The organism is Brevundimonas sp. (genome assembly GCF_965279155.1).
Lineage (GTDB): Bacteria > Pseudomonadota > Alphaproteobacteria > Caulobacterales > Caulobacteraceae > Brevundimonas.
Window position 1 is genome coordinate 2,545,568 of the sequence record NZ_OZ257138.1, and the last position, 15,077, is coordinate 2,560,644.

At 64.3% G+C, this 15,077-nt stretch carries 12 protein-coding genes; 5 read left to right on the top strand and 7 right to left on the bottom strand.

The features are described from left to right. Positions 1-378: 378 nt before the first annotated feature. Positions 379-1,386 (bottom strand): hypothetical protein, encoded by a 1,008-nt coding sequence (locus tag ACQY72_RS12160; protein WP_428153849.1) that lies wholly within the window; start codon positions 1,384-1,386, stop codon positions 379-381. Positions 1,387-1,558: 172 nt separating this feature from the next. Here ACQY72_RS12160 and ACQY72_RS12165 point away from each other — a divergent pair, with 172 nt between their 5' ends. The 5 genes from ACQY72_RS12165 (at position 1,559) to ACQY72_RS12185 (ending at position 8,778) form a co-directional block, all read left to right on the top strand. Further along, positions 1,559-3,922: an ABC-three component system protein gene (locus ACQY72_RS12165; protein ID WP_428153850.1), complete on the top strand. Its 2,364-nt coding sequence runs from the start codon at positions 1,559-1,561 to the stop codon at positions 3,920-3,922. Further along, complete coding sequence (locus ACQY72_RS12170; RefSeq protein ID WP_428153851.1) at positions 3,919-4,563, top strand: ABC-three component system middle component 1; 645 nt, start codon at positions 3,919-3,921, stop codon at positions 4,561-4,563. Before ACQY72_RS12165 ends, ACQY72_RS12170 begins: the two co-directional genes overlap by 4 nt. Beyond that, complete coding sequence (locus ACQY72_RS12175; RefSeq protein WP_428153853.1) at positions 4,560-7,652, top strand: AAA family ATPase; 3,093 nt, start codon at positions 4,560-4,562, stop codon at positions 7,650-7,652. Before ACQY72_RS12170 ends, ACQY72_RS12175 begins: the two co-directional genes overlap by 4 nt. A gap of 52 nt (positions 7,653-7,704) precedes the next feature. Beyond that, positions 7,705-8,328: a hypothetical protein gene (locus ACQY72_RS12180; RefSeq protein ID WP_428153854.1), complete on the top strand. Its 624-nt coding sequence runs from the start codon at positions 7,705-7,707 to the stop codon at positions 8,326-8,328. A 198-nt stretch (positions 8,329-8,526) separates the two neighbouring features. Continuing rightward, positions 8,527-8,778, top strand: a complete 252-nt coding sequence (locus tag ACQY72_RS12185; RefSeq protein WP_428156706.1) for an excalibur calcium-binding domain-containing protein — start codon at positions 8,527-8,529, stop codon at positions 8,776-8,778. A gap of 334 nt (positions 8,779-9,112) precedes the next feature. Here the strand turns inward: ACQY72_RS12185 and gyrB are convergent, their stop codons facing one another. The 6 genes from gyrB to dnaN all read right to left on the bottom strand — a co-directional run bounded on the left by gyrB (position 9,113) and on the right by dnaN (position 15,074). Then, on the bottom strand, positions 9,113-11,539 hold the full coding sequence (gene gyrB / locus ACQY72_RS12190) for a DNA topoisomerase (ATP-hydrolyzing) subunit B (RefSeq protein WP_428153855.1): 2,427 nt from the start codon (positions 11,537-11,539) through the stop codon (positions 9,113-9,115). Between the two features lie 170 nt (positions 11,540-11,709). Beyond that, a complete protein-coding gene (locus tag ACQY72_RS12195; RefSeq protein ID WP_428153856.1) occupies positions 11,710-12,042 on the bottom strand; it encodes a type II toxin-antitoxin system RelE/ParE family toxin in 333 nt (110 codons plus the stop codon). Next, positions 12,039-12,275 (bottom strand): ribbon-helix-helix domain-containing protein, encoded by a 237-nt coding sequence (locus tag ACQY72_RS12200; RefSeq protein ID WP_428153857.1) that lies wholly within the window; start codon positions 12,273-12,275, stop codon positions 12,039-12,041. Before ACQY72_RS12200 ends, ACQY72_RS12195 begins: the two co-directional genes overlap by 4 nt. Before the next feature lie 45 nt (positions 12,276-12,320). Next, a complete protein-coding gene (gene recF / locus ACQY72_RS12205; RefSeq protein ID WP_428153858.1) occupies positions 12,321-13,442 on the bottom strand; it encodes a DNA replication/repair protein RecF in 1,122 nt (373 codons plus the stop codon). Further along, on the bottom strand, positions 13,439-13,951 hold the full coding sequence (locus ACQY72_RS12210) for an STM3941 family protein (RefSeq protein ID WP_428153860.1): 513 nt from the start codon (positions 13,949-13,951) through the stop codon (positions 13,439-13,441). The genes recF and ACQY72_RS12210 overlap by 4 nt, the downstream gene beginning before the upstream one ends. Positions 13,952-13,955: 4 nt before the next feature. After that, positions 13,956-15,074, bottom strand: coding sequence for a DNA polymerase III subunit beta (gene dnaN / locus ACQY72_RS12215; RefSeq protein WP_428153861.1), 1,119 nt, complete (start codon positions 15,072-15,074; stop codon positions 13,956-13,958). Between the last annotated feature and the right edge of the window lie 3 nt (positions 15,075-15,077).

Below are 15,077 nucleotides of genomic sequence, written 5' to 3' on the forward strand. Positions count from 1 at the left end.
CCGCACTTCCTTTCTTGGAGTGTCCGAAGTGCCCGATCCCGATCTGCTAAAAGCCGTCGCCGCGATGATTTCCGCCGCCGCCGCCCTGATCTGGGCGATGCGGCGGCGGAGATAGTCCAGAAGACGACGGCATGGGGCGGGTGATCGGCGCGGCATCGAAAGCAGACATTGCCAACCGCAGCGATGAGTCAGATGGAGGCTTTGACGCTGGCCGGCCGCCGAGGTCGGCCCCTTACTCGGAGGTGACGTTCGGAATGTCTGCTGAGCGGTCTGCCGACCGCGTCCGCTTCAGCCACAACTTCTCTCCAAACACAATGCGTCGTTGGCCAGAAGCGGGCCCCTGATGGCTCGCCCTCATCCGTTTCTGCCGCCAGCCGGTCACTGGGCCGGCGTGGCAGGCTTTGCTTGCGTCGCCGTCCTGGCCGCCTTGTCCTGAGCTTCGAAGCTCGTGCGGATTGACTTCATGGTCCGCCCCCAGCCCTTTTCGACCAAGCTGGTGTTGAGGGTCGTGAGCAACTGCTCGATGAAATATTCGACGGCCTGGAGATGAAACAGGGTGGGCTTTAGCTCCTCACCCTCCTTGAAGACCCAGACCAGTGACGGATCGTTGGCGCAGAGCTCGGCCAGCTTCGCGTTCACCGTCCCTTCGCCATGGGTCAGCAGATGTCGAAGCTCGGCGACCGTCTCGATCGTCCTGGCCCAATCGGAGAGGTCCGTGAGTACGTACTCGCTCGGACGCTTGAGGGCCGCTGTGTTAAAAAAGCCGACAAAGACGCGGTGAAGCGGATCATAGGTGCGCTTGCGCCGCCAGTGGTCGAAACGCTGCGACCAAGCGGTCTCCCAAGCTTCGCGATCGCCCTCACTCTCATTCCGCCTCGCATACAGCCGCCGTAGGTCACGGTACTCGGCGCCCTCCATGAGAGGGGCCGGTGAATGGCTCAGGAAGATCTCGTAGGCATCGAAGATAATCTCTTCCAACACGCCGTACAGGTCGGCGATGGCGTATCCCGCGATGGTCGGGATGATCTCGCGGTAGGCCCCGGCGGCGGTAGGGCCGTCATACTGTTTCATCGGCGTCTGATAGAGTTCGCCGTCCATCCCGCGCGCGGCGTGGACGATCAAGGCGCGATCCTTCGGCAACGCCTTGTAATAGCCCTCCGAGACATGGGCGGCGTTAATGATCAGCGCCCAGCGAATGTAGGCGCTTCGGGACACCGCACGCCAGTCGCCGAGTTTCTCGGTCATGCGGCCGATCCACTGCTTCTCTGGCGCGTCGCCGGGGTCGTAGATGATGTTGGTGACGGGTTCGCGCAGGATCGCCGGGTCGCTCATCGCGATCCGGTGGTGCTCTTCTAGGCGGACACGGGTGCGGAAACTTGGCTTCAAGACGGCTTCTCCGGATCGAGGACACGTGCATGCTTGCTTCACGCTATGTCGTGCAGCTGTCCATGGTATGCAGACTCCTAAAAACTGCGGTGCCAAAGCGACTTGTAGCTAAGCTCAACCCTGCGTTATGCGTATCGCGGGCGTAAGGAGTCGCCTCACGGATCCGAGCCAAATGACGACTCCTAAGATTCCTGACTTTGAGGACTGGCTCGATCTATGCCGCGATCCAGCGCACGATGGCCTTTACTTCCTCGGGCCGCGTCAAAGCCGCATCACGTTCTATTCGCAACAGGTCCGCGCTTTGCGGCTTGTCCATGCGCTTGCTGGGACCGGCCTACTTCAGCCGAAGGAAAAGGTCGGGGTCGTCGGGGCTGGTGCAGCGGGGACGACTGCCGCCTTGGCACTTGCCCTCGCCGGGGCGGAGGTCATCCACTACTCCAACACCGGCGGCGGATTTCAGCTGCAAAGCGCTTCGCCTCGGTTGCTGCATCCTCATGTCTATGAATGGCCGGAGCTTGGGTCATTGGACCCGCGAGCTGGCCTGCCCATCCTTGACTGGACGGCGGATACGGCGGGCAAAGTTGTCGAAGGCCTGAGTCAGCAGTTCGCGGCGGCCAAGGTTCACCTTAAATCAAGTCTGGTGTCGAAGTCGGGGACGCTGCAGGCGGTGGTGCCGACTGCGCGGGGATGGGATCTCACGTTTAGCGGCGCGGCGCTTCCGGTGTCGTTCGCGAAAGTGGTTCTGGCGATGGGTTTCGGCGAAGAAGCGGCGCTGCCCGGCGCTGCGACCTTGGGATATTGGAGCCCCGGTAGCATCAGCGCCGCAGCGATCGAGGCCGCGCCCGAGGTCACGTACATGGTCAGCGGCGCTGGAGATGGGGGGCTAACCGATCTGATGTCGCTGTTGATCAGCGACTTTCAGCATGTCGCATTCGCCGAAGAGGTTTTAGGGCGATTCACTGGCGACGCCCTCACACGCGCTGCCGAGGCGGCGTTCGCGGGGAAAACGCTGGATGACGATCTCGAGAGCGCTTTCGACGCCCAGTTGCGGCCCGCACTCGGGCAAGCAGAGCTCTCGGCGTGGCTGCAAACCCGCTTACGGGCCGATCGTCGACTGATCCTCAACAGCGTGGGTCCCGTGTTCGCATTTGGCCGCGCCGCGCGGCTCAATCAAGTGCTCGCCTACGCCGTCCTTGAAGCCGCGAAGGACGCAGGGCGGGAGGTTGGCCGAACCCAAGGTGCCATCGACTCGATCTCCGTGCACAGCAAAGGACGGAGCGTTGCTTTCGCGTCGGGGGCACCGGCGGCGGTGGTCGCTGATCGCGCCATCGTGCGTCACGGACCCGAGACAGCGGCTTGCTACTCCTGCGCTGCAACTCCGTTCGAGGCCTATCTCGCGCATATGCAGACGACCCTTGGTGCCAAACCTGAACTGAGCGTTCCGCCTCGGCTCGATCCGCAGACTTTCAAGTTCTTCGATGAGCGGCGCATCAGCGCCTTGGTGCAAGGGCCCCAAGCCGTCGACCAATCTAGCGCCGCCGCTCGTGGCGAAGCGACCGTGGTGATAGGCGTCGACATGGCGTCGCAGCGGCTATTCGAACGCGGGCGCGTGAGTCTGGCGGAGATCGCCGAACGCTGCGAACGCGCCGATCCGTGCGAGGTCCATATGGCCTGTCCGCCCTCGAAATTTCCCGAGGCCGAGGCGCTTGTGCGACTAGCCATGGCCAGTGCCGGCCGCATCACTCTGTCTGCCGACGCCGCCGTGCAACCGAAGTGGTTCGCCCTATCGGCGCTGATCAAAGCGCAGCCACCGCCGGTCGCTGGCTTTCGACCGGTTGCCATGCCCGCGCTCGACTTGGAGGGCGATATCGACGCCTGCCTACTGCGACTGATGGATCAGGGTCTAGCCACGGTGGTCGCGAGCGAAAAGGTGCCCGGGGTCGGCGCGATCAGCCCGGACATCGCCAGCGGCCTGAGCGCCACCTGGTTGGCTTGGCGCACGGCGCTGGTGGCCAATCCCGTCCTCCGTTCGCGTTTTTTGCGTTGGCTTTACAGCGTCGATCCCTCGGGTCGGACGCCTTGGACCGGCGACCACACGTCGAGCCCCGACCTTGTAGCAGCGCTAGTTTATATGCTGGCGACCCATCTGGGCGAGAAGCTGCACCCGGGGTCGCCAATTCGCGGCAACCTCGAACTCGTCGACCGAGGCGTGGCCTTGGGCAGCGGTTGCCGGTCGCTTGCCAATGAAGAGTTGCGAGACCGTTCTGACGCCGCGCAGTGGGGCGTCGAGGCTCTCATCCTGGCGGGAACGAGCGAGGTCGATATCGTCGAGCCCTTCGACCGCCTCGGTGCCGACGCCGATTCTGGAAGCCTCAGGGCGGCTCGTCAGGTGAAGCCAGCGCTCATTCAAAACAGCCGGGCCTGGAGCCGACGATTGGCGGCGGGCCTCAGCGAATGGACGTCGGCCGTCGAGGGGGAGTTCGCCGCCATGAGAAAACGTCAGACAGACGCGCTCCTGAAGGTGACCAAGCCATGACCCTGACCGAGTTTTGCGACCGCGTGCTCGACGCCGCCACGGGCGCGGGTTGGACGGCGAACCGAGTCGACGACTATGCTGCGCGACGGTTTCCGAGCGGAGATGACGAGGTCTCACCGCTGAAGTCGGGCGAGGTAGTCGGGCTGCAGCTTGGAGATTATCCTGTGCTAGCGGCTACGCTTCACCTTAACGATCGCGCCGCGCTGGCAGCGCGCCTCAAGTCGTTGCATGGTCAGGTGGTCATCGCCCGCGCCTACATGCGACCGCACGAGGTCATCAATACGCACCTATTTCTCTGTGCGACCGAGTCCGGCGCAGGCGACTGGGAATCTATCGTTGATATCGCCGAGCGCGATGAATCGGTCTGCCGCAAGGTGGTTTGGGTGCCGCCCTCGGAAAATGTCGACCAGTCATTCGACGCGTTTGTGTCGCGCACCTTCCTGGCGAGACCTTGGGAGGGCGGCGACGCAGTGCTCGATGCACCATTGGACCACAATCGCAACGTGGTTAAGAGCGCACTGGTCGCAGCGGGCCTCGACGCCGCCATGGCGGTTCGGTGGGAGCAGCTCGTCGATAAGAACACCGACGACCCGGACGTGCTCGTCGAAAAGCTCGTTGCGCTGATGGAGGCAAAGCCATGAGTGACGACATCTTCCTGACGCGGCTGAGTTTGAAGCATTTCCGAAATTTCGCCTCCCTCGATGTCGAGCTGGCCCCGGAGCCGGGAGTGATGATCGTTCAGGGGTCCAACGGACTCGGCAAGTCGTCGCTATTCCAAGGCATGGAGTGGCTGCTCACCGACCAGATCGAACAGTTTCGTCTCGTCGACAAGGCCCGTCCAAAGGCGAGCTATCTCTGTCGTTGGACAAAGCCGGTGGCCGAGCCCACAGCAGTCAGCATGGGGTTCTCCGATGGCGTCACCCTGAGGCGGGAGCTGGCCACCCCTACGACCCGAACGTCCAAGCTCTCAGGCCACGACAATCTGGCCGCCTATCTCACAGCGTCCGAATGGGAAGCGTCGGTGGGCGACCTTGGTCACTATTTGCTGCTCACCCATTTCCTTTCGCAATCTAACCTGCCGCGGCTCGCCCACCGGGACGGGCCTGTGCTGTTCGACATTCTCAAAGACGCCGCGCAAAGCCGGCGGCCGGAAACGATCGCCAAGGCGCTGCACGGCGCGGGCACGACCCGACCGGCCCGGGCGTTCAAGGCCCTCAAGGACAAGGTCGACACCGCAGCCGCGGCACTACGGTTGTTGCTCGACCAGGAGCAGGCGGCTTGGGCCGACGCTCAGGTGTCGGGCGCGCTCGACGAAACCGAGCGCAAGGCGCTTGGTCTTTCGATTGCCCGAATGATCGCAACGGCGGGCTCCGCGGCCGTACAGCTCGAGGCGGATCTTAGCCCTCAGGCGCTGGCAGCGCGCTTAGCGGAGAGCCACCAAGCCCTGGCGCAGCGCGCCCTCGCCCTTGAGCGCGCCAAGGCGCTGCTGATTGAACGACGGGGTGTGCAGGTGGAGCGGTCTACCGCCGCACAAGTTGTCGCCGCGGCCGAGACGCGACTATCTGCGCTGCTTGAGGAAGCCCGCTTGGCCAGCGACCGGGTGACAACGGCGCAGGCGGAGCATGAAACCCTTCTCGCCCAGCTGGCCACAGCAGCGTCGCGATCGGCGTCCCTTCAATCCTTGCGGGATGCGGAGGCCGAGCTACAGCAGATCGCGGCGCAACCGGCGTCAAGCTTGGCAGCCCAGGCCACGGTGCAGCGGCTCGACGCTGAAGCCCAGATCAATCGGCTCCAGCGCCGACGGCAGATCGAACAGCGCTTGGGGACCGAGCGCGAAGCCCTCGCTGCAGATATCGAGCGGGGAGTGTGGCAGAAGCAGGCTGTCGACGCCTTGCGATCCGCCGACCTTCGATTGAACGACTTTACCACGGCCCTGATCACCCTGCGCGCGGCGCATCCCAATCTGCCGACGCGGCTGGCGGCGGCCGAACAGGCCGTGGCGGACGCTGACGCCGTGGTCGAGGCGCTAAATGAGACCTTGTCAGTCATGACCGGTGCCGCGGACGATATCACCGAAGCGGTAAGCACGATCGTCGCTAACCTCGGCCCTGAGGACTGCGACTGTCCGGTCTGCGCAACCGTGTTTCCGGCCCCCTCGCTCCTGCGGGCCCGCGCCGAAGCGGCGGCGGAGCGCCTAGCGCCCGCCATCCGTCAGCAGCAATCGCAACTCGACATCGCGGAGACTCGCCGCCAGACGAGTGCCTTTCAACGCGATGAGCTTCGCGCCGCGAAGAAGCTCGTCGATGACGCTGAGGAATCGTTTGCGGCCGGGCGGCTCGAGAGGGAGGGGGTTCGGCGCCGGGCTGAGGCTGCTGGGGTGCCCGGCGCCGCCGACCTGAGCGCTGTGGCGACCGCCTTGGGGCAGGAGATCGACAGACTGGAGCGCCGCCTGCGCCGACGTTCGCGTTGGCAGGCGACCTTGGGCGCTGTTGACGCCTCGGCGGCGACGCAGGCCGCCGTCCGGCAGCGCGACGAGGCCGTGCGGGTCATCGCGGCGGAAGCTCGCGACCAAGCGGATCTAGACCGGCGTCGGGCGGAGCTGGAGGCCGGCATCCTCCGTTTGGTTGCGATGCTGTTCGGCGAGGCGAACGCCGATGCTGCGGCGCGGGCGCGCGAGGTGGCCCGGCTTGCGACATCAACCGCCGCCGCGCAGGCTCGGGTGGAGGCGTTCCAAGCCGAGCGCGCGGCCGCCGAACACCTGGTGACGCGGCAGAGGCTTGAACGCATCGAGTTAGAGGCGCGGCGGGACGAAACGCGCCAATCGATGCAGGCGCTTGACGCACGATTCGCCGCCCAGTCTGAGGAATGGATTTCGTTGGGGCTTACGGGGGACCTCGGCCCTGCGGCGCAAGCGACAATTGACGGGGAGGAGCAGGAACTCAAGGCGAGGCGAGACGCCTTGGCGGACGCCGGGGCGCAACTGACCCGGTTGCGTGATGGTGCCGCAGCTTGGTCCAAGCAGGGCGCTCACAAGACCGCCCTTGACCGTCTTCGCGCCCATGTGCGCAGTGCCGCCAATCACACCCGCGAACAGGTCCGCGCGGCAGCCTCTGCCGACTGGCAAGCGCAGGTCGATCGCTCAGCGGTTATCTCCCGCACCAAGGCGATCGCGTCTCAGGCCAGTGCGGCCATTGAGGGTGAACTTAGCACCTTCAACGACGACTATATCCAACCGTTGGCCCGGCTGCTGGTGCGGGTCAACCGCTCGATCCTTTGTGATCCGCGTATCGGCGTCGAATTCCGCATTGACGGCAATGCCGTCAACCAAGCGGCGGTGAAGGGCGACCTGATCCCCACCGATCGTGGCGACATCAACCCGTTGCTGGTGCACAGCGAAGGTCAGATGGCGGCATTGGGTGTAAGCTTGCTGTGCGCCGCCAGCCTGACATTCCCGTGGTCACGCTGGAAGGCCTTGGTGCTGGACGATCCACTCCAACACAACGACGCCATTCACGCCTCGGCGTTCGCCGACTTCGTCGGAAACATTGTTCTTGATCGCAAGTATCAGGTGCTGCTGACCACGCATGAGTTGTCTCAGGCTGAGTTCCTGCGCCGCAAGTTCCGGGCGCGGGGTATACCTTGCACGTTTGTCAATCTGCTGGGCGCGGGCGAGGGCGGTGTTCAAGAGGCCATCCTTGGGCCCGAACAACTGCGTGCGGTGGCAGGCTAATGTCTGACGAATCGCAAGATTTCCCGCATCGCATTCGCCTCACGTTACGATGATGACGCAAGCTAGACCTTCTCGCGTATGGCCGACCCGAGACTTTGGACGCGGTGAGGCCATACAGGCTCGCTTAGGCATCGACCTTATCAGCGGAGAGCTGCTCGCGGCGATCATCATTTTTGCGGCCAACATCGAATTCCATCTCGAGGGAGCGATCTGGAAACTCCGCGGCCAGGCAATGACGCCTAAGCCTGACACCGATACAAAGGTTACGGATCGGCTACGTCTGTTTGATGTAGAGGTCGCGAACCTCACCGACGACAACCAGCGTAAAATGCTGGAGACGTGGAGTAAGGCCACCCGCTCCGGCTTCATCATTCGCAACAACATCGTGCACGGTGTGACCATTCCGTTCCCGACCGGCGGCACGATGATGATGCGGAATCCGCAATGGGGTGGTGTTCAGCGGAAGCAGTCGTTCGGATCGTTTTCGCCAGACGACAGCGTGCTGCGGATGACGCGCGATTCCTTCGCCACGCTGTTTCGAGTCATCCACGCGCTCGCGGCGGACCATCCAAATGTTTTGATGGAGCCACTGGCCAGTCGAGCATTAAATGAAGCACGTTCAATGCTGGGCGAGTTTGCCGACCACACTTACGGACCGCATCACGAAAAATACTGATGTCACCATCGCTACGCGGTTTGGCCGTTTTTGGAAGCAGGTCACGAAGGTCGCGTCTGGGGCGAAGTCCCGATGTCAGCAAATGGCGCGGAGGTGCCGTTCACCTTGCTGATCGACTGTCTGGAAACTTCAGTGCTCTATCGTGGCTGGATGGCGCGGCATCCAAGCAGATGGTCGAGACGTTCCAATCCAAAGCCAATGCCGCTGTGGCTGGCCGGAACGGGGGCATTCGCCATCACCTTTGGTGGAGCGACCTACGTCCTCGCGCCCGACGCGCCCGGAAAGGCGGAGCTTCGTCGAGAATGGAGCCAACGCACGACGGATCAGCACTACTCCGGCTGCGGACAAGCGCGCGCCAATAATCACGAAGACATCGCTTCCTGGGAGCCAAGCTACCGGGACCGAATGGATGGGGATGGCGATGGGCTAGCCTGCGAGCCCCACCGTTGAGCGTCCGCTGAGGGGCTGAGTCAAACTGGGCGAGGGTAGCTCGGCGAAGGTCCAATTGCGGGCTGGAAGTCAATGTCCGCTGCTGGCGCGATGTTGACTTAGCCAAGCATCGAGAGAACTCGCGACACAGGAAGGCCAGCTCACGCTGGCCTTCGGTCACGCTTCGTGTCTGGGGTGGTCGAAGGTCACCGCTCCTCGCGCGCTTCAACGCATACGAGCCCGATCATCCGCGGGTGGGTGGCCCGCAGAAGATTCTCATTAATTATGACCCAGTTCTCATAAATTGTGGTTCAGTTCTCATCTATTGTGACCCGGACCAGATGCCGATAAGGCTCTAGACGTCGACGGCGGCGTCCAGGGCGTTTTCCTGGATGAATTCGCGACGGGGCTCGACCACGTCGCCCATCAGCTTGGCGAACAGGTCGTTGGCGTCTTCCTCGTGCTCGACCGACACCTGCAGCAGGGTGCGGGCGTTGACGTCCAGCGTGGTCTCCCACAGCTGCTCGGGGTTCATCTCGCCCAGACCCTTGTAGCGCTGGATCGACAGGCCCTTCTTGCCGGCGTCCAGCACCGCGTTCAGCAGGTCCAGAGGCCCGCGAATGGTCGTGGACTTGTCCTTGCGGCGATAGGTGGCGGGCGTGACGAAGACGCCGTCGAACGCCTGGGCGCGTTCGGCCAGACGACGGGCGTCCAGCGAACGGATCAGGGTCTCTTCCAGCACGATGGTTTCCTGCACCGCACGACGGGTGCGGGTGAAGACCACGGCGCCCTGTTCGCCCGGTGCGCCCGTCCAGTCGCCGTCGCCCTCTTCGGCATAGAGGTTCAGGCGCACGGCGGCGGCGGCCGATGCGGTCGTCATGTCCGAGGTTTCGGCGAACAGGCCGGCCAGCGCCGCCTGTTCGATGGCGAAAGCGGGGGCGCGCTGGCTGAGGCGATCGACGCTGGCGCTGAAGGCCTTGGCCTCGCGCACCAGGGATTGCAGGTCCAGGCCCAGGCGGCGCTCGCCGGTGGACAGGTCCAGCTCGGCCTCGGACGAGCCTTCCTCTATCAGGTAGGAGTCCATCTCGGACTGGTCTTTGAGGTAGCGCGACTGCTTGCCCTTGGCGACCTTGTAGAGCGGCGGCTGGGCGATATAGACGTGGCCGCGCGTGATCAGCTCGGGCATCTGACGATAGAAGAAGGTCAGCAGCAGGGTGCGGATGTGGGCGCCGTCGACGTCGGCGTCCGCCATCAGGATGATCTTGTGATAGCGCAGCTTGTCGGCGTTGAAGTCGTCGCGGCCGATGCCGGTGCCCAGGGCCAGGATCAGCGTCCCGATCAATTCCGACGACAGCATCCGGTCGAAGCGTGCGCGCTCGACGTTCAGGATCTTGCCGCGCAGGGGCAGGACGGCCTGGTTCTCGCGGTTGCGCGCCTGTTTGGCCGAACCGCCGGCGGAGTCGCCCTCGACGATGAACAGTTCGGACTTGGCGGGATCGCGTTCCTGGCAGTCGGCCAGCTTGCCGGGCAGGCTGGAGATTTCCAGCGCCGATTTGCGGCGGGTCAGGTCGCGGGCCTTGCGGGCGGCTTCACGCGCGGACGCCGCCTCGATGATCTTGGCGACGACCTGTTTGGCCTCGACCGGATGTTCCTCGAACCATTGGGCCAGGCCTTCGGAGCATAGGGCCTCGACGGCGGGGCGCACTTCGGACGAGACCAGCTTGTCCTTGGTCTGTGAGCTGAACTTGGGATCCGGCACCTTGACCGACAGAACGCAGGTCAGGCCCTCGCGGGCGTCCTCGCCGGTGACGGAGACCTTCTCCTTCTTGCCGGCGCCCGAGCTCTCGATATAGCCGCCCATGACGCGCGTCAGGCTGGCGCGGAAGGCCGACAGGTGGGTGCCTCCATCCCGCTGGGGGATGTTGTTGGTGAAGCACAGCATGGTCTCGTGGTAGCTGTCGTTCCACCACAGGGCGAGATCCAGTTCGATCCCTTCCTTCTTGCCGCGAATGACGATGACGTCCTTCAGGATCGGCGTCTTGGACTTGTCGAGGTGGCGCACGAAGGCCTCCACGCCGCCCTCGTAGTGCAGGATCATCTCGACCGGCTCGGCGTGGCGCTGATCGGCCAGCTTGATGACCACGCCCGAGTTCAGGAAGGCCAGCTCGCGCAGGCGGTGTTCCAGCGTCTTCAGGTCGAAGTCGATGTGGCTGAAGGTCGTCAGCGACGGGAAGAAGGTGACCTCGGTGCCGCTAAGCGGCTTGCCGGTGTCCTCGCGGATGGGGGCGACGCCGGTGATCTCCAGCGACTTGACCGTGTCGCCGCGCTCGAACCGCATCTGGTGCGCCTTGCCGTCGCGATAGATCTTCAGCTCCAGCCAGTCGGACAGGGCGTTGACCACGGACACGCCCACGCCATGCAGGCCGCCCGAGACCTTGTAGGAGTTCTGATCGAACTTACCGCCCGCGTGCAGCTGGGTCATGATGACCTCGGCCGCCGAGACGCCTTCGCCCTCGTGGATGCCGGTGGGAATGCCGCGGCCATTGTCGGTGACGGTCACCGAGCCGTCGGCGTTCAGGATGACCTGGACCAGGTCCGCGTGGCCGGCCAGGGCCTCGTCGATGGCGTTGTCCACCACCTCATAGACCATGTGGTGCAGGCCGGAGCCGTCGTCGGTGTCGCCGATATACATGCCGGGACGTTTGCGCACGGCGTCCAGGCCCTTGAGAACCTTGATGGAATCGGCGCCGTATTCGGGCATGTTAGCAATCGGATCGGTCATGAAGTCATTGGCTCTGAAGTCCCGACCGGGACGGGGAGGGAGCGCCGCGTGGAGCACTCGAATCGACGGCGGAGTCGCACCGCGCCGAAGCCCGCAACATATAGGAAATTTGACGGGAATTGCGAGCGAAACGGCGGCTCAGCGCCGTGTTTGCGACCGATGAATTCCAGTCAGTTCGGAAACGCCGTGTCGGCGAAAGCCTGAGCCAGATCGCGGCGTGTGTGGAGAATGCGCCATACCACGACCTCATGCTCCACGGGGGCGTAGCAGATCAGGTAGGGGAAGCCTCGCAACGTCCATGTCCGGAGGTTCGGGATGCCCAAGGCGCCGCCGACAATCGGTGATCCAGCCTCAGGCGCTTCGGCCAGAACGACATAGGCCGCGTCAAGGGCGTGGACGAAGCGCACTGCCGTATCGAAGCTCGCCTCCTGGACGTAATGATCGACGATGATGTCGAAGTCGCGATCAGCGCTGCTCAGCGACCGGATCGCGTATGATCTCACCCTTGGCCACGCCGAGCGGTTTCGATGCGATCCAGGCGGCGTTTGAAATAGTCAGCATCGACTGTTTCACCGGGACCGGAGTCTCGACCTTCGATCAGCATGTCGCGGACGCGCTTCTTATCCTGCTCCTGACGCACCAGAGCCAGGACGTAGTCGCTGTCGGCGGTCAGGCCCCGATCGGCGACCTGAGCGTCGATGAACGCCTTCAATGAATCCGACAGGGAAAGGATCATCGTCGCCATGTCCGGAAGATAACGGAACGGCGAACCTTCGGCAATCTAGTCGCTTTCCAGCGCGCCGCCGGCGACGCGGACGAACTGGGCGCGGCCTTCCAGGCCGGCGAACAGGTCGCGTTCGGTGCCGGTCATGAAGGCTTGGAGGTTCAGCGCGACGATCTCGTCGAACAGGGCGGCGCGGCGGCGTTCGTCGAGGTGTGCGGGGGCTTCGTCCAGCAGCAGGACGGGGCGGGCTGACTGGTCGGACAGGCGGGCGATCTGGGCCAGGATCAGGTTCAGGACCAGGGCCTTCTGCTCGCCGGACGAACCCTCGGCGGCGGGGCGCTGCTTCTCGCGGTGGATGGCCGTCAGGGCGGTGCGGTGCGGTCCGAACAGGGAGCGGCCGGCGGCGCCGTCGCGGGCGCGCGCCTTGGCCAGACCTTCGCGAATGGCGGCGGCGATCTCGTCTTCCTCTGCGCCCGTCTCGGCCATCTGTTCGGCAGGACCGTCCAGGCCCAGGTCGGCCTGGGGGAAGGGGCGGTCGCTGCGGGCGTCGATGGCGGCCTGGAGCGCGTGCAGGGCGGCGACGCGGGCGATGGCGGCGCGGGCGCCGGCCTCGCCCAGGCGAAGCTCCAGCGCATCCAGCCAGACGGGGTCGGCTTCACGTCCGTCCTGGGCGTCGTTCAGCAACCGCAGCCGTTCGCGCAGGGCCTTTTCATAGATCGAGACGCTGGCGGCGTGATCGGGATCGGCGGCGAAGACCAGGCGGTCGAAGAACTTCAGCCGCTCGGCCCGCGCATCCGAGAACAGCCGGTCCTGCTCGGGCGTCGCCCAGACGGGCCGCAGATAATCGAGCAACCGCCCCGGCTGGGCCGTCTCGCCGTCGATCCGCACGATGCGCCGCGCCGCGCCCGCCGTCTGGACGCCGGTGCCCAGCCGCGTCTCGTCGTCCAGTTCGACCATGACGGCCCAGGCGCGTCCCGTCGCCTCGCCGGGCTCGCGCCGCCCCATCTCGGCCGCTGTGGCGCCCCGCAGCCCCTTGCCGGGGGTCAGCAGACTGATCGCCTCCAGCAGATTGGTCTTTCCCGCCCCGTTCGGCCCATGCAGGACCACGGGGCCGGAGGTCATCTCCAGCCGCGCGTTCGAATAGGAGCGGAAGTCGGAGAGGGTGAGAGTTGCTATCACGCTGTGCTTGATACAGTGCCGTTTGCATAGCGCTCACGCCATTCTGAAAGAATTTCGACAGTTCGAGTAAGGCCGCATTTAGGAAGTACAGCGATTAGCCCGTCGTAACCGGAAACGATATTGCGAGTGAAAGCTTGGTCTCGAACGCTTATTCCTGGCTTCAAGCGGAATGCAGGCCATCTCGCTAGGCCAACTGAAACTTGCTCAAACGCCTGGACGTCTTCCCAAGGAATCAACTGTGAACTACGGACGCCTTCTATCCGAAAGCCCTTCTCGTTTAGAATGAGCTTGGCCGGTTTGACGGTGCGAATTGTCGTTAGCACCGCGTTGAAACCAAATGCGAGAATGAGGAGAAGACCAATGATCCTCACCGTAACCCCTGGATAACGCGCCGTCTCGGCTCCGCTCAACAACATCCAAAGACCCGCTGCGGCAATTGTTAGAGACGCCAAAGCGCGTAAACAAGACTTCCATCTCACCCCTGTCAGGACGAGTTGGGGGCGTTCCATCAACCTAGACCCGCAGCGGCATCAGCACATACTGAACGCCCGGATCGGCCGGATCGAGAACCAGGGTCGGCGAAGCCGGGTCAGCGAAGCGGAAGGCGGCGTTTTCGCCGGTGATCTGGCCGGCGACGTCCAGCAGGTAGCGGGCGTTGAAGCCGATCTCGAACGGTTCGTCGGAATAGCCGATCTCGACCTCTTCCTCGGCCTGACCGGCTTCCATGTTGCGCACGGTCAGCTTTACCCGGTCGTTGTCGAAGGCCAGCTTCACCGAACGGCTCTTCTCGGCCGAGATGGTGGCGACGCGGTCGACGGCCTTGGCGAACAGGGCGTTGTCGATGTCGGCCTGTTTGTCGTTGCCCTTGGGAATGACGCGCAGATAGTCGGGGAAGGCGCCGTCGATGACCTTGGACGTCAGGGACGCCTCGCCCATAGAGAAGCGGATCTTCTGGGCAGAGACGGTGACCTCGACCGGGCCGCCGGCGTCGTCCAGCAGGCGACGGACCTGATCGATGGTCTTGCGCGGCACGATGACGCCGGGGCCGCCGGCCGCGCCTTCGGGCGCCGGGGTCTCGGCCAAAGCCAGGCGGTGACCATCGGTGGCGACGGCGCGCAGCAGGGGCACGCCGGCCTCGGACACCGTGTGGAGGTAAAGGCCGTTCAGATAGTAGCGGGTTTCCTCGGTCGAGACCGCGAAACGGGTCTTGTCGATCAGGCGCGCCAGGTCTTCCTTGGGCATGACGTAGGAAGCGCCGGTGCTGTCGGTGGACATGACGGGGAAGTCGCCCGCCGGCAGGACCGGCAGGTTGAAGCGCGACCGACCGGCCGAGACGACCAGGCGCGGATCGTCGCCCGAATAGAGCAGCGAGACCTCGGCGCCCTCGGGCAGTTTGCGCACGATTTCGTACAGGGTGTGGGCGGGGGCGGTGATCTGGCCCTCGACCTGAACCTGAGCCTCGGCCTCGTCGACCATCTCCATGTCCAGATCGGTGGCCGCGAAGGCCAGCCGGTCGCGCCCTGCGGACAGCAGGACGTTGGACAGGATCGGAATGGTGTTTCGACGTTCGACGACGCTCTGCACGTGGCCCAGGGCCTTGAGGAGCGCGGATCGTTCGATGGTCAGCTGCATATC